General features: G+C 35.7%; 22 protein-coding genes. 21 read left to right on the forward strand and 1 reads right to left on the reverse strand.

Translation table 11 applies throughout. From position 1 onward, the window contains the following. Nucleotides 1-5 precede the first annotated feature (5 nt). The 21 genes from ACUXEY_RS11505 (at nt 6) to ACUXEY_RS11605 (ending at nt 19037) form a co-directional block, all read left to right on the forward strand. Nucleotides 6-251 (forward strand): hydrolase, encoded by a 246-nt coding sequence (locus ACUXEY_RS11505; protein WP_461300727.1) that lies wholly within the window; start codon nt 6-8, stop codon nt 249-251. Then, nucleotides 252-455 (forward strand): hypothetical protein, encoded by a 204-nt coding sequence (locus ACUXEY_RS11510; protein ID WP_461300728.1) that lies wholly within the window; start codon nt 252-254, stop codon nt 453-455. A 6-nt stretch (nt 456-461) separates the two neighbouring features. Further along, complete coding sequence (locus ACUXEY_RS11515; protein WP_461300729.1) at nt 462-632, forward strand: hypothetical protein; 171 nt, start codon at nt 462-464, stop codon at nt 630-632. Further along, a complete protein-coding gene (locus ACUXEY_RS11520; protein WP_461300730.1) occupies nt 629-964 on the forward strand; it encodes an HNH endonuclease in 336 nt (111 codons plus the stop codon). The genes ACUXEY_RS11515 and ACUXEY_RS11520 overlap by 4 nt, the downstream gene beginning before the upstream one ends. Nucleotides 965-1116: 152 nt before the next feature. Beyond that, entirely contained in the window at nt 1117-1473 is a 357-nt protein-coding gene (locus ACUXEY_RS11525) for a hypothetical protein (RefSeq protein WP_078985595.1), read from the forward strand. After that, complete coding sequence (locus ACUXEY_RS11530; protein WP_461300731.1) at nt 1470-3125, forward strand: terminase TerL endonuclease subunit; 1656 nt, start codon at nt 1470-1472, stop codon at nt 3123-3125. Before ACUXEY_RS11525 ends, ACUXEY_RS11530 begins: the two co-directional genes overlap by 4 nt. Nucleotides 3126-3129: 4 nt before the next feature. Next, entirely contained in the window at nt 3130-4269 is a 1140-nt protein-coding gene (locus tag ACUXEY_RS11535; RefSeq protein WP_461300732.1) for a phage portal protein, read from the forward strand. Between the two features lie 6 nt (nt 4270-4275). Beyond that, nucleotides 4276-5019 (forward strand): head maturation protease, ClpP-related, encoded by a 744-nt coding sequence (locus ACUXEY_RS11540; RefSeq protein WP_002054371.1) that lies wholly within the window; start codon nt 4276-4278, stop codon nt 5017-5019. A gap of 3 nt (nt 5020-5022) precedes the next feature. Continuing rightward, a complete protein-coding gene (locus ACUXEY_RS11545) occupies nt 5023-6174 on the forward strand; it encodes a phage major capsid protein (RefSeq protein WP_461300733.1) in 1152 nt (383 codons plus the stop codon). Nucleotides 6175-6179: 5 nt separating this feature from the next. Then, nucleotides 6180-6473 carry a hypothetical protein gene (locus tag ACUXEY_RS11550; RefSeq protein WP_461300734.1) on the forward strand — a complete coding sequence of 98 codons (294 nt, stop codon included), beginning with the start codon at nt 6180-6182 and terminating at the stop codon, nt 6471-6473. Nucleotide 6474: 1 nt separating this feature from the next. Next, nucleotides 6475-6828, forward strand: coding sequence for a phage head closure protein (locus tag ACUXEY_RS11555; RefSeq protein WP_461300735.1), 354 nt, complete (start codon nt 6475-6477; stop codon nt 6826-6828). Nucleotide 6829: 1 nt separating this feature from the next. Next, nucleotides 6830-7171 (forward strand): HK97 gp10 family phage protein, encoded by a 342-nt coding sequence (locus tag ACUXEY_RS11560; RefSeq protein ID WP_098082066.1) that lies wholly within the window; start codon nt 6830-6832, stop codon nt 7169-7171. Beyond that, nucleotides 7171-7500, forward strand: a complete 330-nt coding sequence (locus tag ACUXEY_RS11565; protein WP_461300736.1) for a hypothetical protein — start codon at nt 7171-7173, stop codon at nt 7498-7500. Before ACUXEY_RS11560 ends, ACUXEY_RS11565 begins: the two co-directional genes overlap by 1 nt. Next, complete coding sequence (locus ACUXEY_RS11570; RefSeq protein WP_461300737.1) at nt 7501-8097, forward strand: major tail protein; 597 nt, start codon at nt 7501-7503, stop codon at nt 8095-8097. It abuts the gene before it with no gap. A 6-nt stretch (nt 8098-8103) separates the two neighbouring features. Next, a complete protein-coding gene (locus ACUXEY_RS11575) occupies nt 8104-8466 on the forward strand; it encodes a hypothetical protein (protein WP_431084185.1) in 363 nt (120 codons plus the stop codon). A 230-nt stretch (nt 8467-8696) separates the two neighbouring features. Then, nucleotides 8697-12317, forward strand: coding sequence for a phage tail tape measure protein (locus ACUXEY_RS11580; protein ID WP_461300738.1), 3621 nt, complete (start codon nt 8697-8699; stop codon nt 12315-12317). 41 nt (nt 12318-12358) lie between these two features. Beyond that, a complete protein-coding gene (locus tag ACUXEY_RS11585) occupies nt 12359-13849 on the forward strand; it encodes a distal tail protein Dit (RefSeq protein ID WP_461300739.1) in 1491 nt (496 codons plus the stop codon). Next, complete coding sequence (locus ACUXEY_RS11590; protein WP_461300740.1) at nt 13846-17751, forward strand: phage tail spike protein; 3906 nt, start codon at nt 13846-13848, stop codon at nt 17749-17751. The genes ACUXEY_RS11585 and ACUXEY_RS11590 overlap by 4 nt, the downstream gene beginning before the upstream one ends. Nucleotides 17752-17780: 29 nt before the next feature. Next, nucleotides 17781-18074: a hypothetical protein gene (locus ACUXEY_RS11595; protein ID WP_461300741.1), complete on the forward strand. Its 294-nt coding sequence runs from the start codon at nt 17781-17783 to the stop codon at nt 18072-18074. A gap of 14 nt (nt 18075-18088) precedes the next feature. Continuing rightward, nucleotides 18089-18319 carry a phage holin gene (locus ACUXEY_RS11600; RefSeq protein WP_061129248.1) on the forward strand — a complete coding sequence of 77 codons (231 nt, stop codon included), beginning with the start codon at nt 18089-18091 and terminating at the stop codon, nt 18317-18319. A gap of 16 nt (nt 18320-18335) precedes the next feature. After that, nucleotides 18336-19037 carry an N-acetylmuramoyl-L-alanine amidase C-terminal domain-containing protein gene (locus ACUXEY_RS11605; RefSeq protein WP_461300742.1) on the forward strand — a complete coding sequence of 234 codons (702 nt, stop codon included), beginning with the start codon at nt 18336-18338 and terminating at the stop codon, nt 19035-19037. A gap of 196 nt (nt 19038-19233) precedes the next feature. Here the strand turns inward: ACUXEY_RS11605 and ACUXEY_RS11610 are convergent, their stop codons facing one another. Next, nucleotides 19234-19587: a DUF6572 domain-containing protein gene (locus ACUXEY_RS11610; protein WP_001173690.1), complete on the reverse strand. Its 354-nt coding sequence runs from the start codon at nt 19585-19587 to the stop codon at nt 19234-19236. Nucleotides 19588-19595: the final 8 nt, after the last annotated feature.

The following is a 19595-nucleotide window of genomic DNA, read 5'->3' on the forward strand; positions in this document are numbered from 1 at the left end:
GATGATTGGATAGTGTTTTAAACGGTAAGATTGCTGCGCTTGGTCTTACATCTATTGATAAGAAAGCATATATCAAATACCTTAAGCCACTTGAAAAAGCACACAAAAAAGCCGGAATAGATGTTAAGTATTATAAGCTGTATGGCGAGAAACCTATGTTTTATTCTGTGGAATACCTGGAACGAACATCAATAAAAGAATTATTGGAAAAGGATAAATGGAGAAAGGATTTAAGTGTAAGGGCTGAGTAGATGGAAAGATTACTTAACTCGCTTATAGTTATATGCTTTATATTAATTATTCTTGCGTTTGTCGGCTTCTTAATAACTATGAAGGAGTGTCATGATAAGGGCGGTAAGATGGTTGGCACAGGAGAATATACAACAACAACTCAAATAGTAAACAATCAAGTAATTGTAAGTACAACTGAAAATATGGTTTGTGATAAGGAGTGAGGATAGATGATTAAGTTTAACAGTACTGATGATATACAAATAGATAAAGAGTGGCAAAGAAGAGAAGGTATAAGGAAGTTAGAACTAACGTTAACAGAAGAAGGAGACGTTGGTACTGTATCAATTGAGCGATATCCTTTTGCGTGTAACTGGAGTAATGAAGATGAGAAACAATGAACGAATATAAAACCAAACAACAGAAGCGTAAGTTCTATGACAGTGGTGAGTGGAAGAGTATACGCGAGCAAGTAAAGAAGCGTGACAACTATGAGTGCCAAGAGTGTAAACGTAACGGTAGTGTTAGTGTGGACACCAATGAGTACAGTGAGAGTGCAAAGCGTAAGAAGATACAGCTAGTTGTCCATCATATCAAAGAGCTCGAGCATCATCCTGAGTTAGCATTAGACATAAACAATCTTGAAACAGTTTGTGTAAATTGTCATAACAAAGAACATGGAAGAATGTACGAAAAGAAACAAAATAAATGGGAACACGATGAAAAGTGGTAAAAAAGAATCAACAATAACACCCCCCCTTAAAAAAATTCATCAAAAATTGCTCTAAGGGGCACCGGAGGAGGGGGTCGTTTTTCCAGATTTTTGAGCAGTATCGCATAGGACCCCTACCCAGCATAAAAATATGATTGAATCGAGGTGATATTATGGCGGACATTGATGAACGTGAGGTGCTAGTTAACAAAGAAAAAAATCGTTTAAAAAGATTATTTAAAGATATCCCACCTAGTAAGTTGAAAGTAGTTGAAGGGTTAATTATTCAGGCAGCAAGATTAAGAGTTTTATTAAATGAGATGTGGGTAGATATATCTGAGAATGGTGACTATGAAATGTTCTCACAATCTGATAAAACAGAGCCGTATGAAAGAGAGCGACCTGTTGCCCGACTATATAATACCCGCGATCAATCATATCAAAGAGTCATTAAACAACTAACAGATTTATTGCCAGAAGGAAGTAATAAAAAAGAAATTAAGAAGTATTCGGCAAGTGATTTAATATGATTTCCCATAAGTATGTAAGTGAATATATAGAATTATATGAAACGGGAACGGTAGTATTAAATAGGGAACGTATCATGCTTATTAATTACTTAAAGCAAGATATATTAACCCGTAATGATTTGCATTTTGATATGGATTTAATCCATAAGTGCGTAACTTTCATAGAAAAGTGGCACTTTAAATTAAATTACTTTCAAAAATTTTTAATAGCATTTGTGTTTTTGTTTGATGAATATGAGGATGTTTATTTTGATCAGCATTTTTGGATGATGGCAAGGGGTGCTGGTAAAAACGGATTGATTAGCGCATTGACACACTTCTTTATTAGCGAATTGCACGGTATTGAGCATTATAATGTATCTGTAGTTGCTAATACAGAAAGGCAGGCAAAAACATCTTTTGTAGATGTTTTTGAAAAGAATAAAAAACATGAAATATTAGACGAGCTATTTGTATCAACCAAACAATTGATAACGAATAAAGCGACTCGTTCGACTTTTGAATTTCATACATCAAATGCAGGAAGTAAAGACTCATTAAGAGATGGATGTGTTATTTATGATGAGATACACAGATATGAAAATAGCGATGTTGTAGAAGTATTCTCTAGTGGTTTAGGTAAAGTTCCTAACTCTAGGGAATTTTTTATTACCACAGATGGGTTTGTCCGTGAAGGTTACCTTGACAAGATGAAAGAGCGAGCAATGAACATCTTGAAAGGAAAAGAAAAAGAAGATAGGTTGTTCCCTTTTATTTGTAAGCTTGATAACGCTGAAGAAGTAGACAATCCAGATATGTGGGAAAAAGCAAATCCAATGTTTAGTAAACCTATGAGTCAATATGCTAGAGGGTTGTTCAAAAAGGTTATGCGTCAATATAAAAACCTTGAGAATGATCCATCTAACAGAGAAAACTTCATGACTAAAAGAATGAATTTACCAGAAGTGGATTTAACAAAATCTGTTGCTACCTGGGAAGAAATAATGCGTACTGGTTTTGAAGAAGATGGAGAAACACTTAGAAAAATTCCAGAGCTAAAACATAAAGTAGCTGTGGGAGGACTAGATTTCGCCAGCATTAAAGACTTCGCGGCAGTCGGTTTACTATTTAAACATGGTGAGGATTATATTTGGAAAGGTCATTCATTTGTGCGTAAAGGATTCTTGGACAAGGTGAAATTAAAAGCACCTATTTATGAATGGGCTGAAAATGGATTATTAACAATTGTGGATGAACCTGTAATTAATATTGCTCACATAGTAGATTGGTTCGTGAGAATGCGTGAGATGTATGGAGTTAATACGATTGTTGCAGATACATTCCGTTTGGATCTTGTTAAAACAGCACTCGAAGCAGAAGGGTTTACATTGTTATATATTCGTAATCCAAAAGCTATTCATTCATTATTAGCGCCAAGGGTCGAAACATTATTTGCAAACAACCGTATTATCTTTGGTGATAATCCGTTAATGCGCTGGTACACCAATAACGTCTACGTTCATATTAAAAAGGATGGCAATAAAGAATATCTGAAAAAAGATGAATTCAGACGAAAAACTGATGGGTTTCAAGCTTTTATTCATGCATTATGGCAAGCGGATAACATTCTTGAGGAAGAAGTTGAGTTTATGCTCGATAGTATTAAATTTTAAGGGGGTGATGACCATTGGATGGTTAGGTTCAGTATTTAAAAGAAATAAAGAACTAGAATTCATGTTGGATTTGGATGTAATAACTGATACAGCAAACAGGCTTCATATGAAACGATTGGCGATTGATACATGCGTATCATTTTTAGGAAGGACAATTAGTCAATCTGAATTTAGAGTAAGAAATGGTAAAGCATTTAAGAAGGATGAGCTTTATTATCGATTAAATGTAAGACCAAACAAGAATATGACCGCAAGTACCTTTTGGGAAAGGTTTGTTCGCAAACTTATTTATGATAATGAGTGTTTAGTCATACAAGCAGATGATGGTGATTTACTTATTGCAGATGGATTTAAACATAATGAGTATGCTGTGTTTGAAGATACTTTTACTGATGTAAGGGTAAAAGATTATACGTTTAAGAGAAGTTTTAAGCAAAGCGAAGTTATTCATTTGAAGTATCGTAATGATAAATTATCTCCACTTATTGATGGATTGTTTGCAGATTACGGTGATTTGTTTGGTAGGATATTAAACTCACAGAAACGTAAAAATCAAGTTCGTGGCACGGTTGATATGGATATGATTGGTGCTAAAACTGAGGAACAAATAGCAAAGTTACAAGAGTTTATAGACAATATGTATAAGTCAATCGGTTCGAAAGATATAGCTATTGTTCCACAGCAAAAAGGTATTAATTATAACGAGATATACAATGGTGTTGCAAATGGTCCAAGTGTGGAAGAAATCAATAAAGTAACAAATGGTTTCTTGAATCAAGTAGCTATGGCAATTGGTACTCCTATAGCTCTGATATATGGAGAAATGGCTGATGTAGAAAAGCAAACGAAAAATTATATGCTTTTCACAGTACGACCATTATTAAAAAAGCTATCTGATGAAGCGAACGTTAAATTCTTTGAAATGAGTGAATATCTTTTAGGACGAAAAATTGAGGTTAAGGCTGTTTCCTATCAAAGTATATTTGATCTTGCGACAAGTATTGATAAACTCATTTCTTCAAGTGCATTTACAGGAAATGAAATTCGTTCAGAAGTAGATTATGAAGAGTCAGATGATCCAAATCTAAATATCCATCATATTACGAAGAACTATACAAAATTAAATGAATCTGAAGGGGGGTGAAAAATGATGGAGCATGTGAATATGAATAAGCTTTTGAACTTAAAAAGAGATATTCGTTTTGAAGCTAAAGGTGAAAATGAATACAAATTAACTGTTTATGGGTCAATTGGTGGATGGTTTAGTGAAAACAATGCTGAAGCAGTAAGACGAAAAATTCAAGATGTTAAAGCAGAAAAAATTCACGTTCATATTAATTCTGGTGGAGGTTCCGCTTTTGATGGTGTAGCAATTTGTAATCAGTTAAAGCAGCATAGTGCAGAAATTATAGTTCATATTGATGGTTGGGCAGCTAGTGCCGCGTCTGTAATTGCAATGGCAGGTGATAAAATCATTATGCCTAGTAATACTATGATGATGATTCATCAAGCGAGTACCTTTGAATATGGAAATGCAGATCTTTTTGAAAAAACAGCACGAGATCTACGTAAAATTGATTCAGCTTTAGCAGCATCTTATAAGAAGCGTTTTGTTGGGACAGATGAAGAATTAAAACAACTTTTAAAAGATGAAACTTGGCTAACGGCAGAGGAAGCAGTTGCCCTTGGTTTAGCTGATGAAATTGCTGATGAAATCGAAATTGATGATACGCAAGAAGATGAAGAAGAGGAAGTTGTAGAAAACTTCAAAGAAGGGTTAGTAGCTAAGTATACAAAACAACCAAATAATCAAAATCCAGAAGAGCCTATTCAAGAGCCTGTTAATGTAAAACAGAATCTGAGTACGCTCTTTTTAAATTTAGGAGGAAAATAAAATATGGTGATTAAATTTAATAATTTTGAAGAGAAAAAACTAGCTTTCGCGAAGGCAACGCAGGAAGGTACGCCAGAAGAACAAACAGCAGCATTAAATTCTATGATTGAAGCACTTGCTACAGATGTGCGAGCTGATATTTTAAATCAAGTAAATGAATCAATGGTAGATCGTTCTATTATGCAGTCTCGTGGCGCTAATGTATTAACAAGTGAAGAAATGAAGTTCTTTAATGCAGTTGTGGAAGAAGGTGGTTTTAAATCTACTGAAACACTACCTAAAACAACGCAAGAACGAATCTTTGATGATTTAGTTCAAAGTCATCCGTTACTAGGACATATTGGCTTAGAGAATTTAGGCGCTGTGACGGAGTTTATTTATGGAGATCCAGATGGTGCGGCAGTATGGGGACCGTTATTTGGTGATATTAAAGGACAATTAAATGCTACATTCCGAAAAGAATCAATTACTCAACTGAAATTAACAGCATTTATTCCATTAGCAAATGACATGCTCAAACTTGGTCCAGTTTGGGTGGAACGATATGTTCGCACAATGATTTCAGAAGCGATGGCAGTAGGATTAGAACGAGGATTTGTAACTGGAACAGGTAAAGAAGAACCTATCGGATTGTTAAAAGATCCAAGTGGAAGTGTTGTTGGTGGAGTGTACCCAGATAAAAAGCCAGCAGGAACTTTAACTTTTGAGCCTGGTCGTAAAACAATCAACGAACTGAAAGGCGTTGTTAAATTACTGGCTAAAAAGCTAAACGCTGATGGTTCAGATGCAGATCGACCAAAAAATATCGCTGGTAAAGTTGTTATGGTAACTAATCCATTTGATACTTTTGACATTCAAGCAAATGCTACAATTCAAAATGCGGCAGGTGTATATGTAACGAGCTTACCTTTTAATCCAATCCCAACAGAATCTGTATTTGTACCTCAAGGACAAGTGGTGTTCTTTGTTAAAGGAGAGTATATTGCAGCGATGGGTGGAACGGAGCCAATCAAAAAGTTTGAAGAAACACTAGCTTTAGAAGATGCAACGCTTTATATCGCCAAACAATACGCTACAGGTAAACCAAAGGATAAATACACTTCACAAGTTTACACATTGAAACTTGAAGAAGTAACCCCACCAACACAAGGGTGATGTGAATGGATAAGGTAATTTCGAATGAAATATTACAGCAATTTAAAGACAGGATGCACTTAGGTGATGATGAAGATGATAACCTGAGACGCATCCTTTTTGCATCCACAAAAGCTTTAATAAAAGATTGTGGAGCATATAACATAAACGAAGATGAGACGTTCAAAGAATTAGTTTTTGAACGTTCTCGTTACGTTTATAATGATGCACTTGAGTATTTCACTAAGAATTTTTTAACCGAAATTAATAGTTTTGGTATTGCAAAAGCATTAGAAGAAATTAAGTTGGACGGTGAATAATATGCGTCCTTTCCAATACAAGAAACCACTGAATACTGGTGATTGTAGAAATCGAATTATCATTGAACAACCTGAAGTAATAAAAGATGAATTGAATCAAGAAGTTGAAACAGGCAATTGGCAAGAAGTTAAAAAGGTATGGGCAATGATAAAAACGGTAAAAGGTTCGGAGTACATTGAAGCTTCAGCTTCGCAGTCTACACGAATTTATCGGTTTGTAATGCCTTATACAACAGGTATTACAGAATTAATGCGAATTACTATGAAGGATCGTATCTTTGACATTATCGAACCGCCGATGAATGATGATGAAATGTATCAAACATTGACTATTATCGCAAAGGAGCACGTTTAGTATGAACGATTTTGCGAGTGAAATTGCTAGAGAATTACAAAGGTATGCGAATGTTGTGGAAGAAGAATTGTTAACCGCGCAAGAAGAAGTAGCTGATGTTGCTGTAAGTAAATTAAGACAAAGTGGCCCTAAAAAAACAGGTGCTTATCGTAAAGGGTGGCGTAAGAAAAAAGAAGGTAATGGAGTTGTCGTCCACAATATAAAAGGGCAACTAACGCATCTTTTGGAAAATGGCCATGCGAAGGCTGGTGGTGGACGTGTTCCAGCTCAAGTGCATATTCGTCCTGTTGAAGAGTATGTAATTAATGAAGTACCAAGACGAATTGAAAGGGCGCTTGAATAATGACATTAGGTGAATTAACAAAAATCCTTGAAGCTACAGGTTATCCTGTAGCTTATTCGCATTTCATAGCAACGCCAGGTAAGCCAGTGCCAGCGCCACCTTATATTTGTATTCTTGTGGATGGATCAGCAAATTTAATGGCTGATAACAAGGTTTATCACAAGATAGACGATGCAAATATTGAACTTTACACAACTAAAAAAGATTTAGTTGCAGAGGCGAAACTTGAAAAAGTCCTAGACGACCATGAGATTCCTTATGATTTGTATGGGACTTTTATTGAATCTGAGAAATTATTTCAAAAAATATATGAAACGAGGTTGATGTAGGTGAATAAAGAAAATAAAGTTACGTTTGGTCTGAAGAATGTACATTATGTTCCATATGATGTTCAAGACTTTTTAGTGAAATTTGGTACACCAATTCCACTACCCGGTGGGGTTGAACTAACTTTTGAGCCGCGCGGTGATTTAATTGAATTTTATGCTGATGACATGCTTTATTATGCGGCAAGTAATAACCAAGGTTATGATGGAACGCTATCTATTGCAACTATTCCGGAGCAATTTGCTATCGATGCATTAGGTGAGCAATTAGATGAAACAGACGGTGTATTAAATGAGTTAGCTGATGCCAAAGGAAAATCATTTGCATTACTATTTGAATTCGATGGAGATGTGAACGCAACTCGACACGTTATGTATAACTGTGCAGCAAGTCGTCCAACAATTGCATCTAAAACAAAAACAAATTCTGCTGAACCGAACACAAATGAATTGAAATTTGTTTCTAGTCCAATCGTTTTAGCTCCTGGTGGAAGACCTATGGTTAAAACAAAAACAACTTCTAAAACAACTCAAGAAATTTATAACAACTGGTACAAAGAAGTGTATATCAAAAAAACAGAAGCACCAAAAGGAGCATAATAGTAAATGGAAAAGACAATTACAATAGACGGAAAACAAGTCAGATTAAAAAGTACAGCAGCGACAGTTAAAAAGTATAAAGCTCAATTTAGACGTGATTTATTTGCGGATATGTTGGCATTAGGGGCTATTGGTACATTTGCTTCGCAAGATGCTTCAGAAGGTACCATTGATTTGTCGTCTGTAGATTTTAAACATGTAGATTTTGAAGTAATCTATGATTTGGTTTGGCTATACGCTAAAACAGCCGATCCAAGCATTCCAGATCCAATCACATGGTTAGATGGATTTGATGAGTTCCCAATTTATGAAATCATGCCAGAAATAAACGATATGATTCAAAAGACAATGGGAGCAAAAAAAAAATAAAGAAAAATAAGGGAGAGCAAGGGACATTCAGTGATGAAGAATTAAGCACTGATTTGTTCCTTGCTCTTTGTTATAAAGCGAAACTAACAAGTTGGGATTTAGAAGACATGACAATTGGTGATTGTTTTGATTACATTGCTGAATTTGCTGAAATGGAGAATCCGGATAAAGAAAAAGTTAGAAAAGCAACTCAAAAAGATTACGATGCGTTCTAAGAAAGGGGTGAGAAAATGGCAGGAAGAATTAAAGGAATCACAATTGAAATTGGCGGAAATACTCAACCATTGCAAAATGCTCTAAAAGATGTTAACAAGCAGAGTGACAATTTGGCCAAAGAACTAAAAGATGTAGAACGTCTTTTAAAATTCGATCCTGGTAATGTCGAAGCGTTAGCACAGAAACAAAAGTTATTAACTCAACAAATTGAAAATACCACGGAAAAGCTAGATAAATTGAAGGCAGCCGAACAACAAGTTCAAGCACAATTTCAAAACGGAAAGATTTCTGAAGAGCAATACCGTGCATTCAGGCGTGAGATTGAATTTACAGAAGGGTCTCTTAATGGTCTGAAAAATAAGCTTGGAAATATGAAGGCTGAACAAGAAAATGTAGCGAGTACCACAAGACAACTAGAAACATTGTTTAGAGCTACAGGTAAAAGTGTTGATGATTTTGCAGGAGCATTAGGAAATCGTCTTGTGAATGCAATTAAAAGCGGTACAGCTACAAGTCGTCAGTTAGAGCAAGCGATTGGGATTATTGGTCGTGAAGCATTAGGAACTGAAGCGGATATTGAAAGACTACAACGAGCTCTACGATCTGTGGATGCTGGTAATTCAATTCAACAAGTGCGAAATGAATTAAGAGATTTACAGCAAGAAGCCGGAAAAACAGAGAAGAAGTTTGAAGGTTTAAAAATAGGATTAGAAAATGTTATTGGTGGGTTAGCAGCTGGCGGTGGTATTTCAGCCGCTATTGAAAAAGCAATGGATATGTCAAAGTTGCAAACGAAGATTGATATAACATTTGATGTCCCAGAATCCTCTAAAAAGTCTGTAGAAGAAGCTGTGAGAGGTGTTACCGCTTATGGCGTTGATGCTCAGGCATCTTTAGAAGGTGTACGTAGACAATGGGCATTAAATAAAAATGCTAGTGATGAAGCGAATGCCGCAATTGTAAAAGGTGCAGCGGTTATTTCAAATTCCTTTGAAGGAGTAGATTTTACTGAGTTAATTCAAGAAACAAATGAGGTAGCCGCAGGGATAGGTGTATCGAATGACCAAGCTTTAGCACTAATGAATTCTCTATTAAAAGCAGGATTTCCACCAGAACAATTAGATACAGTGTCAGAGTATGGAATGCAGATGAAGAATGCGGGATTCAGTGCTAAAGAAATACAGTCTATTTTTGAACAAGGGATAAATACTAAGAGCTGGAACTTGGATAATCTCAACGATGGGGTTAAAGAGGGAAGGATTAACATGGCGGCTTTTGGTCAGGAAGTTCCAAAAGCGATGTCCGATTTATTGGAAGGTACAGATGTATCCATTCAAAAAATGCAAGAATGGGGAAAAGCTGTAGCTGATGGTGGCGAAGGCGGCTCGAAAGCAATGGCAGAAGTCGCAACATGGATTGATGGAATAAAAGACAAATCATTACAAAATGCACTTGCAACAGAAATCTTTAAAACAAAATGGGAAGATCAAGGTACAAATATGCTTGCCGTTTATAAAGGTTTGGCTAATGTACAAGATAAAACGAAACAAAACCAAGATCAATTGAATGATTCCATTAAGAAAATGGATGCAAACCCAGCAGTTAAATTTCAAAAAGCGATGCAGGATTTACAAGTTGCGCTCCAGCCAGTTCTTAGTGTCATAGCGGATGTCATTTCCAAAATAGCTGAATGGGTTTCAAACAATCCAAAGTTAGCAGCCACATTAACAGCTGTTGCAATGGCTATTGGTATAATTTCAGGTGCAATTATGGCACTTGCTCCTATAGTCATGACAGTCATGAGCTTCTTTGAAATTGGAGCTTTAGCAGCAGCCGGACTTGTTGCTATTGTCCCTATTATTATTGCAGCTATAGTCGCTTTAGGAATTGCCATTTATCAAAATTGGGATTCTATAAAGCAGTGGACAATAGATACATGGAATTCTATTAAGGAATATTTAATAGAGCTTTGGGATGGGATAGTTCAATCTTCTAGTGAAGCTTGGAGTTCTTTCTTAGAAACAATGCATGCATTCTTTGATCCAATAGGTCAGTTTTTTAGTGATTTATGGACAGGGATAGGCGAAATATGTAGTAGTACATGGAATTCTATTGTTGAATTCTTTTCAGGTGCTTGGGCTTCATTCACTGAAATGATGCATAGTTTCTTTGATCCTATAGGCGAATTCTTTAGTAGTTTATGGTCCGGAATTGTTGAAACAGCGTCTTCTTGGTGGACTTCTTTAGTTACAACAGCTTCAGAATTGTGGGGGACACTCGTACAAGCTTGGCAAGAAACTTGGAATACCATCGTTACTGTTTTAGATCCAATCATTTCATTAATTTCAACAGTACTACAAGCTGGATGGCTATTAATACAAGCAGGGGTACAAATTGCATGGGCAGCCATTTCACAATATATAATTCAACCAATTCAACAAGCCTATGATTGGGTAAGTACAAAGATAGGTGAATTAGTTACATGGCTCGGTACACAATGGGAAATTGCAAAAGCTGTGGCCCAAGTTGCATGGGGATTGTTTAAACAATATATTATCCAGCCTGTACAGGAAGCTTGGAGCTTAGTGAAAGAGAAATTTAGTGATTTGATTTCTTGGTTAAGTTCACAGTGGGAACTTGCCAAATCTTATACTCTTATGGCTTGGAACTTGGTAAAACAGTACGTTATTCAGCCAGTTCAAGAATTGTGGAATACAACCAAGCAAAAGCTTGCTGATCTAGCCAATTGGATATTATCAAATTGGGATTCTATAAAATCCTATACGCTTACAGCTTGGAATTTAGTTAAACAATATGTTATTCAGCCAGTAACAGACGCTTATAATCAGGCAAAGCAAAAATTCACTGATTTATATAATTCAGCTAGAGAAAAATTCGATTCTGTAAAGAGTGCAGCACAAGAAAAATTTGAAGCAGCGAAACGATTTATTATTGATCCAATACGAGATGCAGTTGGAAAAGTAGAAGAGTTTGTCGGTAAAATAAAGGGGTTCTTTGAAAATCTGAAGTTGAAAATCCCTAAACCTGAAATGCCACCTCTTCCACACTTCAGCTTACAAACTAATACAAAAAATGTTTTAGGTAAAGATATTACTTATCCATCCGGAATAAATATTGACTGGCGCGCGAAAGGTGGTATCTTCACTAAACCAACTATCTTTGGAATGAACGGTGGAAACTTGCAAGGAGCTGGAGAAGCTGGACCAGAAGCAGTTTTACCTTTAAATAAAAAGACACTCGGATCAATTGGTGCTGGAATTGCAGCAGCCATGCCGCGCGAACAATTTGCTATGCCTGGTGAAATCAATCAATTAATGAATGATATGAGCCGTATGATGGCTAGTTCTGTAAGTCAATTATCAGGATTAAAGACTGTCATGAGTGGTGTGTATGGAAGTATGTCAAATAGTAGACAAGCCATGACAAGCAGCGTATCAAATCAAGTATTTAATTACTCTCCAGGATCATCTGATGGTGGAGCATTTCCAATGCTTGGGGGTGATTTAGTTGTTGAAGTTCCTGTTGTTTTAGAGGGACGAGATGTGGCGCGTGGCACGTATCGATATACAACCGAGTATCAAGAACGAGAAACAAAAAGAAACTCAGACTTTTAGGTTTGGGTTTCTTTTATTTTATAAAGAAATGAGGTGTCAGCATGAGTTCTTTTACATTTAATAACGAACGAAAAGACTTTGTTCAAATCGCAAAAGGATGGAAAAGACCGACTTGGGCGCCATTAAAAAGGAATTTTCTAAGTGTTCCAGGATATCCAGGTGCGAGACTATTAAATACCCAAACGGAAATGCGTGTTTTATCTATTCCTGTAGGAATTATTGTTCCTGATGGATCTGATTTAGAAACTATAAAAGAAGAAATTGCAGATTGGCTGATTACCGATCAACCAACAGAGCTTATTTTCGATATAGAACCAAATAGAACATATTTAGCTGTTGTGGATGATAGTTTTGATCCGGATGAATTTGTAACACTCGGAATCGGTACAATTAAATTTGTCTGCCCAACACCTTATAAACTAGGGAAAGTACAGACTCACACATTCACACAAAGTTGGTCTACTGAGATTACTTCTTATTTCACGAATAAAGGAAGCGTAGAAGCTCCAGCATTACTTGAAATGACTGTAAAAAAACCAAGCACTTTTTTAGATGTTTGGTTTGGTGATTATCCGAATGATCGCGATTATTTCCGTCTTGGTTATCCTCGAACTGTGGAGGAAACACCAGTGCAAGAGCGTGAACGTGTTATGTGGGATGAAATGAATTCAACTGTAGGATGGACGCCTGTTACTGGACAAGTTGAAGAAATGAAAGGTACAGGTAGTTTCAAGGTTAAAGATGGACATGCTCTGTATTGTGAAAAATATGGAGAAGAAGGAACTAGTGGTTTTTATGGAGCTATCGCTAAGAAAAACATCCCTGGTGGACCGTTACAAGATTTTGAAATGGAGACATGGATTACTTTGCAATCCAAAAGTATAGCTGAGATGGGTCGCGTTGAAGTCCTTCTTTTAGATGAAGCAAGTAATGTAGTGGCTCGTATCAATATGAACGATCTATACGATAATGCAGAAATTACAAAAGCATATATGAGAATTGGGAATAATGGAACGCCTAATAGTATTAAGAAATTAGTAGATACCAGCGGCGGTTACTCCACTACATTCAATCAGTTCCGAGGGCGCTTACGTATCGCTAGAAGGGGCAAGAAATGGTCTGTGTATGTAGCTAAATTTATCGATGGTACGTACACAGACGGGGCATCTCTTGTGGAACAATTTAATGATGTTGACAATAGTAATCCAATGACAACTCGGAAAATTGCACAAGTAATGATTGCAGTATGTAGATGGGATAATCATCCTGCTATAGATAATATGTGCATAACAGATTTAAAAATATGGAAAGTAAACAAAGTTCCATCTAATACAAAACCGTATATTTTCGATACAGGGGATAAAGTGATTATTGATACAGAAAGAAGTCTTGTTACGATTAACGGAAAAGATGCTATTAATATTAAAGATATATTTAGTGAGTTTCCTAAGATCATCCGTGGAGATAATCGTATTGATATTATGCCACCAGATGTTACAGCTACAGTCAGTTACAGGGAGAGATATAGATGAGAACGCCAAGTGGTGAATTGCATGTTGTTGATTTTAAAACAGAACAAATTGTAGCATCTATCCAGCCTACAGATTATTGGGATGATAAAAGGCATTGGGAAATCAAAAATAACATTGATACATTAGAGTTTCATGTATTTGATAATACAAGGCATTCCTCCACACTTATGCAACAAAATTTAGTTTTAAAAGAAGTGCGTGATGGTCGTATCGTTCCTTATGTAATTACTGAAATTGAAAAGAATTCTGATGATAGATCAGTAATCGCTTATGCATCAGGTGAATGGATTCAGCTTGCCAAAGCTGGAATTATTCCTCCACAAAAACTAGAAGGTAAAACCGTAATTGAAATGGTTGATATCGCTCTTGCAGGTACGAAGTGGCAAAAAGGGAATTTAGAATACGCTAGTTTCCGTTCTATGACGATCGATGAATTTATTGATCCGTTGTCTTTTCTTAAAAAGATTGCTTCCTTGTTTGAACTAGAAATACAATATCGCGCTGAAGTCGTAGGTTCTCAAGTCGTTGGGCGTTATGTGGATATGGTCAAGAAGCGTGGTCGAGAAACAGGAAAAGAAATAACCCTTGGTAAAGATTTAATGGGAATTAAGCGTATTGAGAACTCCCAAAACATCTGTACAGCCTTATTAGGTTTCGTAAAAAAAGAAGGCGGAGAGTTTATTACGATTACCGAAATAAATAATGGCGTTCCTTATCTTGTGGACAATGATGCTTTCCAAAGATGGAACGAGAAAGGGAATCATAAATTCGGTTTCTATAGTCCGGAGACCGAAAACGAAGACATGGATTCAAAACGTTTAATGACTCTTATGAAAACAGAGTTAGCAAAACGTGTAAATACATCCGTCTCTTATGAGGTTGAAGCACAATCAATTGGTCGTGTGTTCGGATTGGCTCATGAATTAGTTAATGAGGGCGATACGATTCGAATTAAAGACACTGGATTTACACCTAAGCTTTATTTAGAAGCTAGAGCAATTGCAGGTGATGAATCGTTTAAAAATCCATTGCAAGATAAATATATATTTGGGGATTATCGTGAAATTGTTGATCCAAATGAAGAATTAAGAAAGATTTACAATCGGATCATTGGTTCATTAGGCAATAAGCAAGAAATGATAAATCAGTTAGATCAGCTAGTGAAAGAAGCCAATGAAACCGCTAGTAATGCAAAGGAAGTATCAGAAGCAGCGAAAACACTTGCTGAAAAAGTACAAGAAAACGTTAAAAATAATACCGTTGATATTATAGAATCTAAGAATCCACCAACAACAGGACTTAAACCTTATAAAACGCTATGGCGTGATATTAGTAATGGAAAGCCCGGTATTTTAAAAATATGGACAGGCGTAGCTTGGGAATCAGTTGTACCTGATGTTGAATCTGTAAAAAAAGAAACATTAGATCAGGTTAATAAAGATATTGAAACCACAAAAACAGAGTTAAATCAAAAGGTTCAAGAAGCACAAAATCAAGCAACAGGACAATTTAACGAAGTAAAGGAAAACTTGCAGGGTGTTAGCCGTACAATATCTGATGTGCAAAACGAACAAGGAAATATAAATAAAAAAGTGACTGGAATAGAGCAAACTTCAGAAGGGATCAAAACTTCTATTGAATCGTTAACGAAAAAAGATACTGAAATTAGTAGTAAATTAAATACAGTTGAATCAACTGTGGAAGGTACAAAAAAAACTATTTCTGAGGTGCAGCAAACAACAAGTGAATTAACTAAGACAACAACTGAAATTAAAGAACAAGCAGGGAAAATCAGCGAGAAGCTAACGAGTGTAGAGACCAAAGTAAATAACACTAAAATAGGTGGACGAAATGTTGTTCTCGGCACATCAATCCCAGCTAGTGTAATTGGTAATAATACAGCGAATCAAACTGTAAATATTTATAATTTTGCAGGTGGGGATTCTAGTTCAATTTTAAATAAGGAAACTTGTGTTTCCTTTGATTGGAAAGTTGAAGGTACAACGACACCATCGGGCACTATGTATATGCAAGGGAGTAATCCTTATCCCCTTATTGCATCCAAAATTACATTTTCTCCTCAAAACTTAAGCGGAAAATACTTAGGAGTAATCACGATTAGTGGTAGTGCTTTTAAATCTATAAATATGAGATTAGATAATTTTACAACTGGAGCAAAAATTATCGTTTCTAATTTTCAAATTGAAATAGGCAATAAAGCTACCGAATGGACACCAGCTCCTGAAGATCAAGTGACAACAGATGAATTCACCAAGAAAACAACCGAGATTGAGAAAAGTGTGGATGGTGTTAAAACTACTGTGACAAATGTTCAAAACAGCCAAGCTGGATTTGAAAAGCGCATGACTACAGTAGAACAAACAGCAAGCGGATTGTCCTCCACCGTTAGTAATTTAAACAATGTAGTATCAGATCAAGGGAAGAAGCTTACTGAAGCAAATACAAAAATTGAACAACAGGCAACAGCGATTGGGGCAAAAGTCGAGCTTAAACAAGTGGAGGATTATGTTGCTGGGTTTAAGATACCTGATCTGAAACAAACAGTTGATAAAAATAAACAAGATTTATTGGGCGAATTAGCTAATAAACTTGCAACTGAGCAATTTAATCAAAAAATGACTCTAATTGATAATCGCTTTACTATTAATGAACAGGGAATTAATGCAGCAGCAAAAAAGACGGAAGTATATACGAAGATACAAGCAGATGGGCAATTTGCTACAGATTCCTATGTAAGAAATATGGAATCACGCCTTCAACTAACAGAAAAGGGAGTTAGTATATCTGTAAAAGAAAATGATGTAATCGCAGCCATTAACATGAGTAAAGAAAACATCAAACTTAATGCAGCACGAATAGATTTAATTGGTAAAGTTAACGCTGAATGGATTAAATCTGGCTTGTTAAGTGGTTGTCAAATTAGAACATCAAACACTAATAACTATGTTAGTTTAGATGATCAATTTGTACGTCTATATGAAAGTGGAGTTGCTAGAGCGTTTCTTGGTTATTATCGTAGACAAGATGGTGCAGTACAACCAACATTTATCCTTGGAACGGATGAAAAGACTAGCGCTCCAGTAGGCGCTTTATTTATGTCTCAAGCAGGTGCAGGATGGCCTGGAGCTTATGCAAACATTGGTATTGGTGATGGAATAGAAAATGGTGAAATCAAAAAATCTGTGTATTGGGAGTTGCAAAGGAACGGAATAAGTGTTCTAAATGCTAATGATTACCAAGCTTTTTATACAGGAAATGGGAATTGGTATTTTAGACGAGGAAAACCTGGATTATATCAAACTTCGTTAGTCCTTGAAGATAACGGTTCAGATGCAGATTTAAGATTGCCAAACATTACATTACGTAATAGCCGTGTGGCTGGATATACAGGTGTTATTCAAGTCAAGTCATCTGTTACTCAGAATGGCTGGGGATCTGTTCAAGGTAATTTCATGAGTCCTTCATTAAGAGAATATAAATCTAACATTCGTGATGTTTCTTTTTCCGCCTTAGAAAAAATCAGGAATGTAAGAGTGAGACAATTCAACTATAAGAATGCAGTAAACGAACTTTACAAAATGAGAGAAGAAAAAGATCCTAATGATCCTCCGTTGACAACTGATGACATTAAAACATACTACGGGGCAATTGTAGATGAAACTGATGAAGCGTTTATCGATGAAAGTGGTAAAGGAATTCACTTATACTCATATGCGTCACTTACAATCAAAGCTTTACAGGAACTTGAAGAAAATCAAAATGCGAAAATAGAAGAAATGAAGAGTAAGCATAATGAAGAGATTACATTAATGAAAAACAAGATAGCAATATTAGAAGAGTTATTACAACAATTAATTGATAAGAAACCAGAGCAGCTGTAAGCTGGTCTTTTTTTATTGCCTAAAAAGGGGTGAGTTTATTGAATCAAAAAGAGTACGAGCGCATCACAAAACTTGAAGTAAAGCTCGAAGCTATGAATGAGACGATGATGCGGATCGAAAAGAATTTAGAACGTAATCACAGTAACTATATGGTTCGTACTGAAGTAATTGAGATGTTCAAACTACGTGATCGTGAGATTGAGGATTTAAAACAAGAACAAGAAAAAAATGATGCTAACAAAAAAGCTCATATATCTATGTGGATTTCAGGACTGTCATTGGCGGTCCTGTTTTTATTTAACATCTTAAATTTCATGAAATGAAGGGAGGTGAGAGTATGAAGAACTTTGATACAGCTTCAATTAGTCGCTATGTCGTATTAGTAATTGCTGTGATTAATAGTGTCCTAAATCTTGTGGGATACCAAACGATTGATGATAAAATCACAAACGATTTAGTCGCTGTAATTACAGGGGCATTCACTTTGTATATGGCTTGGAAGAACAACTATTTGAGTAATAAAGGCTTACAACAAAAAGATGTATTAGAAAAAAATAACTTACACTAAAAGGAGATGTTGAATAATGGAAATCAGAAAAAATTTAGTTTCACCAAGTAAATATGGTACAAAGTGTCCGTATACAATGAAACCTAAATATATCACTGTTCACAACACATATAATGATGCTCCAGCTGAAAATGAAGTAAGTTACATGATTAGTAACAATAATGAGGTGTCGTTTCATATTGCAGTAGATGACAAGAAAGCAATTCAAGGTATTCCGTTGGAACGTAATGCCTGGGCTTGCGGAGACGGCAATGGTTCGGGGAATCGTGAATCCATTTCTGTAGAAATCTGTTATTCAAAATCAGGAGGAGATAGATACTATAAAGCTGAAGATAATGCTGTTGATGTTATACGCCAACTCATGTCTATGTACAATATTCCGATTGAAAATGTCCGAACTCATCAATCCTGGTCAGGTAAATATTGTCCACATAGAATGCTAGCTGAGGGTAGATGGGGAACGTTTATTCAGAAGGTTAAGAGTGGTAGCGTAGCAACCGCTATGCCAACTAAACAAAATGTCATCCAAACTGGCGCGTTCTCACCATATGAAACTCCTGATGTTATGGGAGCTTTAACTTCTTTAAAAATGACAGCGGACTTCAAATTACAATCAGATGGATTAACATATATTGTTACGGATCCAACTAGCGATGCGCAATTAAAAGGTATGAAAGATTGGTTAGGTAAAAAAGGTTGGTGGTATGAAGTTAAATAAAACAAAAGAATAGTTTGATGAACAAAAAAGAGCCGTCATTTTACGGCTTTTTTTATTATAAATCAGATATTTTTCTAACTTGTTTTCCCTTCTTCTTAAAAGCCTTTTTATTTTCTTTGTACTCTTGTTTTATCGAATATGGGTTGATACATAAAAAAAGAGCATTTGGACAATGCTCTTTTTTGTTTTATACGAATTAACTTAAAGATTCAATTGGTTTATGATGAAATTCAAACCCATAACCTGCTTCACCTAATTGTTCACTTACCATGTTATAAAACTTCTTACCATAGTAACTAGGAACATGTTGTGCATACACTTGAATGATAAAATACTTTCTGCCAGCTGTATTAGGAACTTTTTCATATATTTCTTCACTTTCAATAAAACCTAAATATGTATTGATTTTATCTTGTAAAAGTAAAATATGTTCACCTTCTATTTCTTCATTTTCCCAATTTAAAGCATCAAATATCGTTAAATATACATTATTTTCATTTTCATCATCTATTAAAACTAAATCGACTTGATCTGTATCATGTAGCGCCATATGAAAGC

It is taken from the genome of Bacillus sp. F9_6S_D1_P_5, from assembly GCF_054823925.1.

Bases quoted from the DNA above. Each gene is read 5' to 3' on its own strand.
- ACUXEY_RS11510 (WP_461300728.1), top strand. From the start codon at position 252: ATGGAAAGATTACTTAACTCGCTTATAGTTATATGCTTTATATTAATT.
- ACUXEY_RS11515 (WP_461300729.1), top strand. From the start codon at position 462: ATGATTAAGTTTAACAGTACTGATGATATACAAATAGATAAAGAGTGG.
- ACUXEY_RS11520 (WP_461300730.1), top strand. From the start codon at position 629: ATGAACGAATATAAAACCAAACAACAGAAGCGTAAGTTCTATGACAGT.
- ACUXEY_RS11525 (WP_078985595.1), top strand. From the start codon at position 1,117: ATGGCGGACATTGATGAACGTGAGGTGCTAGTTAACAAAGAAAAAAAT.
- ACUXEY_RS11530 (WP_461300731.1), top strand. From the start codon at position 1,470: ATGATTTCCCATAAGTATGTAAGTGAATATATAGAATTATATGAAACG.
- ACUXEY_RS11540 (WP_002054371.1), top strand. From the start codon at position 4,276: ATGGAGCATGTGAATATGAATAAGCTTTTGAACTTAAAAAGAGATATT.
- ACUXEY_RS11545 (WP_461300733.1), top strand. From the start codon at position 5,023: ATGGTGATTAAATTTAATAATTTTGAAGAGAAAAAACTAGCTTTCGCG.
- ACUXEY_RS11550 (WP_461300734.1), top strand. From the start codon at position 6,180: ATGGATAAGGTAATTTCGAATGAAATATTACAGCAATTTAAAGACAGG.
- ACUXEY_RS11555 (WP_461300735.1), top strand. From the start codon at position 6,475: ATGCGTCCTTTCCAATACAAGAAACCACTGAATACTGGTGATTGTAGA.
- ACUXEY_RS11560 (WP_098082066.1), top strand. From the start codon at position 6,830: ATGAACGATTTTGCGAGTGAAATTGCTAGAGAATTACAAAGGTATGCG.
- ACUXEY_RS11565 (WP_461300736.1), top strand. From the start codon at position 7,171: ATGACATTAGGTGAATTAACAAAAATCCTTGAAGCTACAGGTTATCCT.
- ACUXEY_RS11575 (WP_431084185.1), top strand. From the start codon at position 8,104: ATGGAAAAGACAATTACAATAGACGGAAAACAAGTCAGATTAAAAAGT.
- ACUXEY_RS11580 (WP_461300738.1), top strand. From the start codon at position 8,697: ATGGCAGGAAGAATTAAAGGAATCACAATTGAAATTGGCGGAAATACT.
- ACUXEY_RS11585 (WP_461300739.1), top strand. From the start codon at position 12,359: ATGAGTTCTTTTACATTTAATAACGAACGAAAAGACTTTGTTCAAATC.
- ACUXEY_RS11590 (WP_461300740.1), top strand. From the start codon at position 13,846: ATGAGAACGCCAAGTGGTGAATTGCATGTTGTTGATTTTAAAACAGAA.
- ACUXEY_RS11600 (WP_061129248.1), top strand. From the start codon at position 18,089: ATGAAGAACTTTGATACAGCTTCAATTAGTCGCTATGTCGTATTAGTA.
- ACUXEY_RS11605 (WP_461300742.1), top strand. From the start codon at position 18,336: ATGGAAATCAGAAAAAATTTAGTTTCACCAAGTAAATATGGTACAAAG.
- ACUXEY_RS11610 (WP_001173690.1), bottom strand. From the start codon at position 19,587: ATGGCGCTACATGATACAGATCAAGTCGATTTAGTTTTAATAGATGAT.